We start from the raw sequence: 11306 nt of genomic DNA on the forward strand, positions 1-11306 counted from the left end.
GATAATTTAGGCTTGCATGAATCAACAGTGGCACGTGCTGTAGCGGGGAAATATGTGGAAACCCCACGCGGACTCCTCCCCTTTCGATTCTTTTTTACTAATGCTTACATGACCGATGAAGTTTCCGATATTTCGGCAGAAACAGTCCGAGAGGCAATAAAAGATATCATTGACAAGGAGGACAAATCTAAACCTTTGTCAGATCATAAAATCTCTGATCTCCTAGAGATTAAAGGCATTCATTGCGCACGACGCACAGTTTCTAAATATCGCGCAGAGCTAAACCTCGGAAATACCCAGCAAAGACGCTTATTTCGAAAATCGTGTTAACCAAAGCACTTTTAACCGGAAAGAATCTTCTTGGTGTTCTTCAAAATAGGCAAGGATTTTCTCTGGCGACAACTTCCCAACGGTTTTGATTTCGCGATCAGTCAAACGATACAAGACATGCCAGGCTTTTTCCTTATTTTGAAAAAGTTGAAAAAGTTTTTGCTTGGCTTGATTAAATTGCACCCACCGGAAAGCAAGCCTTCCCAAAGCATAAGCCATTAATAATATGGGCAGAAACATCGCGATTTGCGCAAAAGGTTCCTGCGGAATCCAAAGTTGAAGGATTAGCACAAAAAAAAGAGAAAAAACGAACAATAAACTTTCATAAGAAGATTGAATGAGAGGACCAAATAGGCGTCGAAACCAGGAATCGGATGTTTGATATGCGAAAAACTCTTCAAACTGGGGTTCTTGATAAGCCATTCTTCCTACATGCACAAGTTCATGTGCAATGAGCTCATTGCGATCATACAAGCCTAAGTATTTCTGTTGGTAAGCAAAATTTTTGCGCAATTGCAAAAGGGCGGATAAAGGTTCTGTCTCACTGAGCTGAAAAATCCACGCACAGCCTCCATGCCAAGGAGCGAGTTTGACATTGCTAAAAAAAAGAGGAACCCAACTAGGCTTCATCCCATATAGCGCATCTGTCTTCTCCCAAATGGGTTGAAAAAAAGATTGATTGGCAAGGTCCTCTTCCTGGAATGGGATGGCTGACCCTAAAGCTTGCGCAATCTGTTGTTTTAGATTGAGGCAGTAATGAGCTCTTTCTAAAAAAGATTGTTCCGTTTCATCTGGACCTGGAAGCAAACCCTCTTCATTCCAATTTATCCATTTTTCTTTCGTACTTAGCATGATCGATTTCCTTTTCAATGCATCCCTTTTAATGCATCTTCTTATAAACAGAAAGGAAAAAGTCATTGTAAAGCTTGCGTCTCCCACTTTTGATCGGATCTTGGCTTACCATACTGAAATACATTGGTCACAGCGATTAAATGAGGATCAGAAAAGGAAAATTTTATCGAAAAAAGAGATTGTTGAAAAGATCAGCTAAAATTGTAAACGAAAATCATCATTACAATTATGAGTTCGCTGGCATTCCTTTTATCCTGAAGAAGGATACAAATTATAGATTAATGTCGGATATCCATACATAAAGATCAGGGCATTCTAATAAGAAAGATCTGCTAGACATGAGACGTTTGCGATTCGTAGAGTAAGAAAAAAATCTAAAAGCGTTGATTATTTTTCTTACTCTATTTAAAGTTAAAAATTTTACATGCCACTTGTTTTTTTTTGAATTTATACAAAAAGGAAACATTATGACTAAGATTTATCGACCAATTATTTTTTTTATTCTAATGATTTTTATTTCAATCTCCGCATTTTCTTATGCATCAAATGACAACTGCTCGATTGCTAAAATTGATGGCAATAAAATTTATTTAAAACCAGGGTTGGTACAAATTGCTAAAAATGGAATTTTCATCAATTTTGAAGAGCAGTTAATTCCTATTAACCATTTAGAAATGGATGAAGAAGGGGTCTATTTTGACGCAGTTAAAATGTCTTCTGAAAATTGCTGGAGATGCGGATTTCCGCTAATTTGTGGATTTTGTTTTAATCTTCTTTTCCCAGGCAAACAATAACTAAAGCTTTTAGCAATCTTATCTCATTTGAAAAGCCCTCTTTCTTTCTGAAGACAAGAGGGCAAGTATTTAACACTGATTGTGCGTTCTCATGTTCTGTAATTAAGTTAAATCCTGCAGGCACTTTCTTAAATGAAAAATTTTTTATTTTATTCCAGTATTTTACAAATTGTTTTTTTACAAGCATATACTTCGGAAGTCTCTCAAAAAGATTTTCAACAACTTGAAAGATTTTTTGATTATTTAATCCATCATTCTACGATTGGATACACCTTATGTGGAGAAAAACCTGTTTCTATTGAACAGTTTTATGACCTTTCGAAAATTCCGTTACCATTTATACTCCCTGCTTTTTTTAAACGATATACCTACTCGATTGAAAGGAATGGGTGGAATACCTGGAAACAATACGCACACCTTTTTTCTTCTAAGCACTTTGCATTTAGATTTATAGCCGAATATAACATCCTCGTGATCATAAACAAAAAAGCAGCAAAAAAAGTGATCGAGAAAAATCTAGATTTATTTCAGAAAGATTCAAATTCAAACCTAACTGCTAATGATTTTTTAGAAGATCTCTGCCATCCAAAAAGAATAGAGTATATCAGCGCCCGTAATCCAATTTTGCTGGGAATCTTGCTAGGATTCGGAAGAAATAATGCGATAGCCTTTACAAACAGAAGTCCTATTCAAAAGTTAGTTCCTTTACACTTCTCAGAATGGAATCGATATTTGAGTACTTATTTAATTCCCGGTTGCATGGTCATTGATCACAAATCGAATGAAAAAGAAAATAAGAAGATTGTGCAATGCTTTAGAAACGCCCAATCTAATCTTCAAAAAGCTTTTAAAGAAAAACATTACTTTGAAACTTTTGTGAAGCTATTCACCGACGGTGCATAGACTGCTCGCAGCTACTAGAGCAGCCCTGATGATATAAAAAATATTTACAGTGCTGTTAACTAGAATTTTTGAAAGCACAGGAAAAGTTTCGAAACAGGCTTTTCTCAGCAATGAGATAATCAAAAAAACTTTCAAGTTTTTTGAAATCTTCTTGTGAAATAGACTCCGTTTTTTGGACGTCTGCTTTTAAGAGACTAATTGAAAGCATAAATAAAATAAAAAAACGTTTGATCATCATTTGGGTAGCTCTTCTTTAGCTTTCATACATGCAAAAGATTTTAGAAATATTCACTATTTTAACACTACCTCTTTCCCTCGATAAAGATTTTGTATTTGAGAGGCGATATGCGGAAAAATAGCCCTTTACTTTTTATTATTGTTTGAAATACCATACGTGGGGTGAATTCAACACAAATGCTTTACTTTGCTTCATTTGCGCAAGCACAGCATTTCTGTGATTTATTTTAATCGTGATCTAACTGGAGACAATATGTCGTCTGTAAAAAAGAAGAGAAAGGCGAAAATATCCAAGCATAAGCGTAAAAAACGCAGCCGCCGCGATCGTCATAAAACCAAATAGGTAGTCTTTCCTTCCCGCAAACGACTTAATGCTGCGCGGGAAGGAAAAACGTTCCTTTGCATCAAGTAACTGAATATGTGGAAATTTCCAAAAAAATACGATGTCATAGTCATGGGCGGAGGCCACGCAGGTTGCGAAGCCGCTTTTGCTGCATCCGGCATGGGTGCTCAAACACTCCTACTCACCATGAATCTCGATACAATCGGGAAAATGAGTTGCAATCCTGCCATTGGCGGAATTGCGAAAGGACACATCGTTCGTGAAATTGATGCCTTAGGTGGCATCATGGGGAAAGTGACGGATGTCACTGGCATCCAATACCGCATGCTCAATTCTACTCGAGGACCTTCTGTATGGGCCCCCCGCGCACAAGCGGACAAAAATGCCTACCAAATGGAAGTGAAATACCGCCTCGAGAAACAACCTAATTTAGAGATCAAACAAGGCACTATTGAGGATCTGATCGTTGAAAATGATCGCATCCAAGGCGTGATCACTAAAGAAGGTATCATCTATTACACCTCGACATTGATCATCTCTTCAGGAACTTTCTTACGCGGTCTTCTCCATATTGGAGAGACAAACTATTCGGGTGGCCGCGCGGGAGATCAACCTTCAGTCGGACTTTCGGCTAGTCTTGAAAAATTCGGGTTTAAACTTGGTCGCTTAAAAACGGGCACTCCACCAAGAGTCAATCGCCGTTCGATCGATTTCAGCTTAACTGAAGAACAACCTGGTGATCCAAACGTTAAATTTTCGTTTGATGAGGTGGAGCGTCCTCGCCTTCCGCAAGTATCTTGCCATATTACTTATACAACGGAAGAAACCAAGCAAATTATCTTAGCGAATATTCATCGCTCACCCATGTATTCGGGCCAAATCAAAGGGATCGGCACGCGTTACTGCCCTTCGATTGAAGATAAAGTTGTCCGCTTTTCTGACAAAGAGCGTCACCAAATCTTTTTAGAACCGGAAGGCTTGCAAACAGAAGAGATCTATGTCAATGGTGTCTCATCCTCGCTTCCTTTTGATGTTCAGCTTGCTTTTATTCAGAGTATTCCTGCGCTTAGAAACGCAGAAATCATGCGCCCCGCCTATGCGATTGAATATGATTATGTAACTAGTGGGCAGATGACTGCTTCTCTAGAAACAACACACCTAGAAGGGTTATTCTTAGCGGGACAAATCAACGGAACTTCAGGCTATGAAGAAGCTGCGGGCCAGGGGTTAATTGCTGGGATTAATGCCGCGAGCAAAGCTCTAAGTCAACCACCTTTAATTCTAAGCAGAAGCGAAGCTTACATTGGTGTCATGATTGACGACCTGATCACAAAAAAACTTGATGAACCGTATCGGATGTTTACCAGCCGTGCAGAGCATCGCCTTTTGCTTCGTCAAGATAATGCAGACCTCCGTCTCCGCCATTATGGCTACGAAAAAGGGATTATCAATACTGAACAATATGCGCGCCTGCAACATAAAAAGAAAATGATGCAGGAAGAAACAGCACGTCTTGGAAAAGTCTTTAAACAGTTAAATGGTAAGGGTTATTCTTTAGCACAGCTTCTCTGTAGACCTGAGATCACCTATCAATCCTTATTGAATGACTATCCCGATGATGTGATTGATCATGGTGAAGATATCAACATGCAAATCGAATTGGATCTTTCTTATGCCGGCTATATCGAAAGGCAAAAAGGAGAAGTCGCCAAATTTGAGCATCTTGAGAATATCCGCATTCCTGAAAAATTCGACTTCTCATCTGTTTCAGGTTTGCGCAATGAGGCAAAAGAAAAGCTGAAAAAGCACTTTCCTTTTACTCTTGGACAAGCTTCCCGCATTTCAGGAGTATCCCCTGCTGACATTTCCATCTTGATGATTGCCCTCGCTAAACCTCGCACAATAGAAACTTAAGGCATCCATGCAAGGATTAAGTGCATTCGAAAAACCACTCATGCACATCGCTTTTTTAGAAGGCTGCTCAATCTTTCAACAATTGCAAATTGAAGAAGCATTGTTAAGAACAGATTCGCGCAATTGGTGCTTGCTTAATGCGTCTGTTGAACCGGCCATTGTGATGGGCATTTCAGGACAAGTTGAGCATCTTCTCAATCTTTCTAAACTCGAAGAAACACCCATTCCAGTCATTCGTCGCTATAGTGGAGGAGGGACTGTTTATGTGGATGCAAATACCTATTTTGTTTCTTTTATTGTACAAAACAATCTTTTACAAGCACCCGCCTATCCTGAGCATATCCACCAGTGGGCTAAGCGTTTTTATACAAATGTTTTTTGTGGGGAAGAGTTTCAACTACTCGAAAATGATTACGTATTTGGAACTCGCAAGTTTGGAGGCAACGCACAGTACATTCGACGTGACCGCATCTCGCATCACACATCTTTTTTATGGGACTTCGATCCGCTTGCAATGGACTATTTACTTCTACCCAAAAAGACCCCTAATTATCGTAACGCGCGCGCGCATACCGATTTTCTCTGCACCCTAAAAGAGCAATTTTCCACAAAAGAACAGATGGAAGCACAAATGCTATCAACATTGCATCAGCGCTATGAAGTAACTGAAATTCCCCTTGAAGATTTGTTGGAAATCCAAAAAAAACCTCATCGACAGGCCACAAATTATGTGGATTTGTCCTCTTTCATCCAATCTGCTATTAGTTGATTAGCCTTTTGCAAATCACGTGGAAAATCAACCTCTATACAACGATTGGCTGCAATTTCTATAGGTGCCACTCGCATCCCAGAATCTATGCTCCATTGAATGGCCTTTTCAAAATACTCTTTATCTGGACACTTTTTAAGATTTTCACGGAGCAAAGGCAAATCCTGCTTAGAGACAAAATTAATCCCTACCGCTTCTCCTTCGGGATACTCCACTTCTTTTGAAATTTCGATAATCAAACGACCTTCTTTGGTACGATATTTAACTTCTTCTTTCCCCACAATTTCGATATTGACCGCCATGCAAGTCGCACGATAGGCTAGAACCTTTTCAAGCACAGAAGGATGGAAGACCACATCGCCATTCATCCAAAGAACATCATCATCAATTTTTTGAAATGCGCGCCATAGACTTTTTGCCGTATTTTCCTCGGCAAAATGGGCATTATAGACAAATAGGGCATCTGGAAAGGCATCTAACACCTTTTCTTTCTGATATCCCACCACGATTAATGTATCGTGGATGGAAAGATAGGGAGCTAAGCGCTCTAGTTGTAGCTCCAGAATCGATTGCCCATTTAACAACTTAGTCAAAGGCTTGGGACCCTGTTCGCTTCCCAGCCTTTTCCCTGCTCCAGCAGCCAAAATAACCGCTTTCATGCGCTCGCCTTTTGTTTATTTATCCACAACTGGCAAAATGATGCATGAAGGACACTCATTTCCCACATGGATCGCATTGCGCGCGATTGTCGATTTGCCTGAATATTCTCCTAATAACCCAATATTAGGATTTTTTTCAAAGCGTGGATAATTTGAGCTCGTAATGACAACACGTACCGAGTGGCCTTTCGCAAAAACCTGGCTAGTAGACCACAGATCTACTTCAACCTTTAAAGGTTTAGAAGGATCCAAAACTTCATCTTTTGAATGAATCCCTGGCCGATATTGACCATCAGCAATCAGAATGCTTTTTCCATCTGGGTAAACGTCACTTAAACGCACGGAGACATCCGTATTAGAAACAGAAGAAGTTAGATACACCTTTGCCGTTAATCGACCCGTAATTTCCAAATCTTCTTCAAGAGGGGCGGAAGTAAAAACCACAACGTCGTCTCTTTTTTCAATTTCACGTTGATCTTTAGGTCCCGATTCCAAAAACAAATTCCTTCCACCAATAGTCGGAACAGGATGATTGGGATCGTAAAAATAAGTCAGACTTCCCTGATTTGTCGATAGTGTACTTTTAAGCGCTTTATCTTGCGTGAAGTAAAAAGGCGTTTCTTTTGCAGCAGGCGGCCATTGATCGGCTGATTTCCATGTATTCCCTTTTGAAGGCGTTCCATCAAACGGCCCCATCACATAATAAAGCACAGTTGGCCAGTCATTGGCATTGTTCTCATCTTTTAAGTAAAAATCCAGCCAACGTTCTGGCGAGACGTCAACAGGAGGAGCAATGCCTGCAACAGGAACTTGAAAGTCCCCCAAAGCCATAGTCAATGGCCAAAAATGATGCCAAGGACCAATCACAAGCTTTTGCTTACCTTTGGCCCCCACATTTCCTTGCTCTTGCCGAGAAACAAAGGCATCAATCGTTCCTTGAATAAATGTATCAAACCACCCGCCATACAATACCCCTGGGACGTTGACTTGATGAGCCACGTCCATGGTATTCAGTTGCTTCCAAAAATCGTCATAGTGAGGATGAGTGCAAACATAACTGTGTACACCTGGATCACGAGCACAGTAGCCAAGCCAACGTTCTGCCTGGTTTTTTAAGAGTTGCCCATTGGGATAAGTGGCATGGTGATACATACTCGCAAGCCCAAAACGCACATACTGGCATTTTAAAGAGGGAGGCGCAGAAGGTGCCATAAGTAATTGGGTGATCCCCATCGCTGATGTTCCGATTGTGCCCACTTTCCCGTTTGCCCAGGGACATTTTGCTAGCCCTTCAACCGTGTCATAGCCGTCTTGCAATTCACCCCACCCGTCTGTTAGAAAAGGAAAAGATTTGCCTTCAGGATCTAATCCACTGCGCGTCGTTTGAATGGCGACTACGTAGCCACGCTCTTTTAATGGCACATGTGCCAATGCAAAAGGCGTTGTCGGTCCTGCTGGATTGCGCAAGAGAACGCAAGGAAGTTTTTCAGATTCATAGTTGGACGGGAAATAAATCGCAGTAGGAAGCTCTCTTCCATCACGCATTCTAATCATGATCACTTGATCGGGCTCAGGAAAATTGAAGCCTTCTCCACATAGAAAAGCTCCAGATAAACAAAAAAATAAAATAAAACAAACGTGAATCAAACGCTTTTTATCCACAATAACCTCAAAATGCTAAAAGAAAACAACTTCTTATACCATCTTTAAGCCCAAAAGAGCACGTAAAAAAGTGGAATTTTGTCAATTTTTATGACGAGAGAAAATGTTTTTTTATCCATTCAAGCAATTCATTTTGATGATAAACCATGGGAATGTCATATGGTATGACTTTTTGTTGATACCAATCATAGCCTGCATGACTACCGCCCATAAAACCCACTACATCCATTCCGGCAGTTAAAGCCGCCTGAATGCCGGCTGAGCTATCTTCTATCACAAGGCATTCTGCGGGAGCACATCCCATTTGATTTGCTGCCAATAAAAATAGATCGGGAGCCGGTTTTCCCCGACTCACTTGCTGAGAAGAAAAAATCGCTTTGGTTTCAAAAAATCGGATTTGATCGGTGATTTCTAAGCTGCGAAAAATGCGCTCTTTGGAACTACTAGAGGCGACACAACGCATGATTGACTGCGCTGTCAAAAATTCGAGAACAGGCTCAATAAGCGAGCACAATTCGATTTTAAACGCTTCTAAAACAGCCGTTTGTTGTTCTGAGAAAAAATGAGGGGAAATCTGGCATCCGGACTCATTTAAAATTTTTTCACACACACTTTTTGTGCTCATCCCCACAAATTGCTTAATACTTTCTTCTGCCGTAATGGGATAACCAATTGCTGTGAGAGCCTCTGCATCAATACGATTCGCAATCATCTCGCTATCCACTAAAACACCATCGCAATCAAAAATAACCAATTTATACATCGCAATGTCCCTATTTTTGTTTTTGTGGAATACCCCCCGCGCACTCCGCCCCGTGGATCATCCATATCTTCCTTATAGCAAGGAATTAAACGCAGATCCAAGTGCATAATAGACTGACCAGCAACCCCTCACCCATGTTGCATTCACCTGGATTATCGTGCACATCTAAACTTCATGGCATTGAGCCCTTATTAAATCAATTTACACGCCTCTCCTTAAGCAGTTTCTGCCGCTGAATCATCCGTTGCAACAACTTTTCCTCGCTCAGTCACCGACCAAGACGGTAAAAGCAGTAAGATGGAAAGAATACCACAAGCAGCTAACGAGATAAAAAAGCCTGACCAGCCAATATCTTGAGAGATTTTTCCTAAAGGATATCCAGAAGCTGCAGCCCCCATATAAGCAAACCACCCAGCAAAGCCCGTCGCTGTAGCTGCCGCTTTTCTATGAGATAGTTCTGCACACGCCACGCCAATTAATAATTGTGGTCCAAATATCGCAAATCCCAGAGCTAACATCGAAATGGAATCTAACCACGGATATCCTGCAGGGACTAGCCAAAAAGCTAAAATTGCCAAGAGCATTAGAGCGGAAAATAGAACGTTAACAGGCCCTCTTCTTGCTGAAAAGAAATAATCAGAGGCCCAACCCGCCACCAAATTCCCAAAAAAGCCACCGACTTCAAATAGCGAGACACATCCGTTCGCTTTCAATTGTGTATACCCCTTAACTTCAATGAGATAAAGTGCGGTCCAATCGTTAACCCCCGTTCTCACAAAATACACAAAAAAATAAGCAAAGGATAAAAGCCAAATCATGGGATTTTTTAGAATGTATTCAACGAGAATTTCTTTTGTCGAGATTTTTTTCTCATCTTTTTCATCAACCTGCCCTTCATTGCGAAACTTTTCAACGGGAGGTAAACCGATAGATTGAGGTGTATCTCTAAGTCGATTAATGAGAAAAAAGCCAGATAAGATACAAATTATCCCCGGTACGTACATCCCCGCACGCCAGCCACCAAAATAATAAATGCAAAAACCGACAATCCATGGAATCAAAAAAGCCCCGACATTATGAGAAACATTCCAAGTCGACCACCAAGAACCTCTTTCGGAATGGGAATACCAATGCGTTAAAAGACGCGCACAAGGAGGCCACCCACAACCTTGGAACCATCCATTCAATCCCCAAAATAAGACAAACAAGAAAAGCGACGATGACATTCCAAACAAAATGTTAATCACACCTGTAATCATTAACCCAATTGCCATAAAGTAGCGTGCATTCGATTGGTCAGATATAATTCCGCTAGCAAATTTACTTGTTCCATAGGCAATGGAAAAAACACTCGCTAAAATCCCTAGCTGACTTTTGTCATAGCCCAACTCAGCAATCATACCCGGCATAGCGAAAGTAAAGCTTTTTCGAGTGAAATAAAACAATGCATATCCAATAAACATCGAATACAAAATGCGGATGCGCCAATATCTATATTGCTTATTAATTTCTTCAGGATCTTGAATTTCTGGAAGAATCGGGGCGGGTTCCAAAAATTTGGGCAGAAACCTCATGCACAACTCCAAAAAGTTAAAGGTAAATGATCGTACTCTTTTTTAGCCCCTATACTTAATAATGTTCAAGCACTTTGGTCTTTCATGTCGAATAACTGAAGGAAATAAACGTCAAAGAATAAGAAATTTAAGAAGGGGGAAGACATACAAAAATAAAGCCCGCATGTAGAAACATGCAGGCTTAAAATTGAATTATGCAGGAATTGCTGCGTGAGCTGCCAAACGAGATTTTGTACGGCTAGCTTTATTGAGTTTGTACACACCCTTTTTTACGCCTTTATCCATGAGGCTATACACTTCATTCAAGCGTTCTGTAATTAAAGCAGGATCTTTTTTCGCAACAGTTTCTTCGAATTGGCGAATTGCTGTACGAACGCTAGACTTAAACGCTTTGTTTCTCAAACGACGTTTTTCGTTCTGCAAATCACGCTTTAGGGGTGTTGGGACTCTTTCTTTTTTCTTAACTGGAGCTTCTTTAGCCATTTTTCCTCTAAATTTTAGTTAAA

At 40.4% G+C, this 11306-nt stretch carries 10 protein-coding genes and 1 pseudogene; 5 read left to right on the forward strand and 6 right to left on the reverse strand.

Annotated features, from left to right (window positions below; genetic code table 11):
• A pseudogene (locus AB7E63_RS08195) lies at positions 1-330 on the forward strand (RNA polymerase factor sigma-54); the annotation flags it as partial.
• Here AB7E63_RS08195 and AB7E63_RS08200 read toward each other — a convergent pair.
• Positions 310-1182: a hypothetical protein gene (locus AB7E63_RS08200; protein WP_006341445.1), complete on the reverse strand. Its 873-nt coding sequence runs from the start codon at positions 1180-1182 to the stop codon at positions 310-312. The pseudogene AB7E63_RS08195 and the gene AB7E63_RS08200 overlap by 21 nt on opposite strands.
• A 467-nt stretch (positions 1183-1649) precedes the next feature.
• On the opposite strand from AB7E63_RS08200, the gene AB7E63_RS08205 reads away from it, so the two are divergent.
• From AB7E63_RS08205 to AB7E63_RS08220, 4 genes are all read left to right on the forward strand, one after another.
• A complete protein-coding gene (locus AB7E63_RS08205) occupies positions 1650-1976 on the forward strand; it encodes a hypothetical protein (RefSeq protein WP_241208994.1) in 327 nt (108 codons plus the stop codon).
• A gap of 132 nt (positions 1977-2108) precedes the next feature.
• On the forward strand, positions 2109-2879 hold the full coding sequence (locus AB7E63_RS08210; RefSeq protein ID WP_006341442.1) for a hypothetical protein: 771 nt from the start codon (positions 2109-2111) through the stop codon (positions 2877-2879).
• Between the two features lie 655 nt (positions 2880-3534).
• The gene (gene mnmG / locus AB7E63_RS08215; RefSeq protein ID WP_006341440.1) at positions 3535-5373 is read left to right on the forward strand and encodes a tRNA uridine-5-carboxymethylaminomethyl(34) synthesis enzyme MnmG; all 1839 of its coding nucleotides are present in this window, start codon (positions 3535-3537) and stop codon (positions 5371-5373) included.
• A 7-nt stretch (positions 5374-5380) separates the two neighbouring features.
• Positions 5381-6142, forward strand: a complete 762-nt coding sequence (locus AB7E63_RS08220; RefSeq protein ID WP_006341439.1) for a lipoate--protein ligase family protein — start codon at positions 5381-5383, stop codon at positions 6140-6142.
• On the opposite strand, the gene AB7E63_RS08225 is transcribed toward AB7E63_RS08220, so the two are convergent.
• From AB7E63_RS08225 to rpsT, 5 genes are all read right to left on the reverse strand, one after another.
• Positions 6100-6801, reverse strand: a complete 702-nt coding sequence (locus AB7E63_RS08225; RefSeq protein WP_006341438.1) for an NTP transferase domain-containing protein — start codon at positions 6799-6801, stop codon at positions 6100-6102. The two genes, AB7E63_RS08220 and AB7E63_RS08225, sit on opposite strands and share 43 nt — an antisense overlap.
• Positions 6802-6816: 15 nt before the next feature.
• Positions 6817-8463, reverse strand: a complete 1647-nt coding sequence (locus tag AB7E63_RS08230; RefSeq protein ID WP_006341437.1) for a CocE/NonD family hydrolase — start codon at positions 8461-8463, stop codon at positions 6817-6819.
• Between the two features lie 88 nt (positions 8464-8551).
• A complete protein-coding gene (locus AB7E63_RS08235) occupies positions 8552-9226 on the reverse strand; it encodes an HAD family hydrolase (RefSeq protein ID WP_006341436.1) in 675 nt (224 codons plus the stop codon).
• Positions 9227-9441: 215 nt separating this feature from the next.
• The gene (gene pgtP / locus AB7E63_RS08240) at positions 9442-10800 is read right to left on the reverse strand and encodes a phosphoglycerate transporter protein PgtP (protein ID WP_006341434.1); all 1359 of its coding nucleotides are present in this window, start codon (positions 10798-10800) and stop codon (positions 9442-9444) included.
• 192 nt (positions 10801-10992) lie between these two features.
• Positions 10993-11283: a 30S ribosomal protein S20 gene (gene rpsT, locus AB7E63_RS08245; RefSeq protein ID WP_006341433.1), complete on the reverse strand. Its 291-nt coding sequence runs from the start codon at positions 11281-11283 to the stop codon at positions 10993-10995.
• Positions 11284-11306: the final 23 nt, after the last annotated feature.

The organism is Parachlamydia sp. (assembly GCF_050255895.1).
Classification (GTDB): Bacteria; Chlamydiota; Chlamydiia; order Chlamydiales; family Parachlamydiaceae; genus Parachlamydia; species Parachlamydia acanthamoebae.

Excerpts from the sequence above, each read along its gene's own strand:
- AB7E63_RS08200 (WP_006341445.1), bottom strand. The coding sequence starts at position 1,182 with ATGCTAAGTACGAAAGAAAAATGGATAAATTGGAATGAAGAGGGTTTG.
- AB7E63_RS08205 (WP_241208994.1), top strand. The coding sequence starts at position 1,650 with ATGACTAAGATTTATCGACCAATTATTTTTTTTATTCTAATGATTTTT.
- AB7E63_RS08210 (WP_006341442.1), top strand. The coding sequence starts at position 2,109 with ATGAAAAATTTTTTATTTTATTCCAGTATTTTACAAATTGTTTTTTTA.
- mnmG (WP_006341440.1), top strand. The coding sequence starts at position 3,535 with ATGTGGAAATTTCCAAAAAAATACGATGTCATAGTCATGGGCGGAGGC.
- AB7E63_RS08220 (WP_006341439.1), top strand. The coding sequence starts at position 5,381 with ATGCAAGGATTAAGTGCATTCGAAAAACCACTCATGCACATCGCTTTT.
- AB7E63_RS08225 (WP_006341438.1), bottom strand. The coding sequence starts at position 6,801 with ATGAAAGCGGTTATTTTGGCTGCTGGAGCAGGGAAAAGGCTGGGAAGC.
- AB7E63_RS08235 (WP_006341436.1), bottom strand. The coding sequence starts at position 9,226 with ATGTATAAATTGGTTATTTTTGATTGCGATGGTGTTTTAGTGGATAGC.
- pgtP (WP_006341434.1), bottom strand. The coding sequence starts at position 10,800 with ATGAGGTTTCTGCCCAAATTTTTGGAACCCGCCCCGATTCTTCCAGAA.
- rpsT (WP_006341433.1), bottom strand. The coding sequence starts at position 11,283 with ATGGCTAAAGAAGCTCCAGTTAAGAAAAAAGAAAGAGTCCCAACACCC.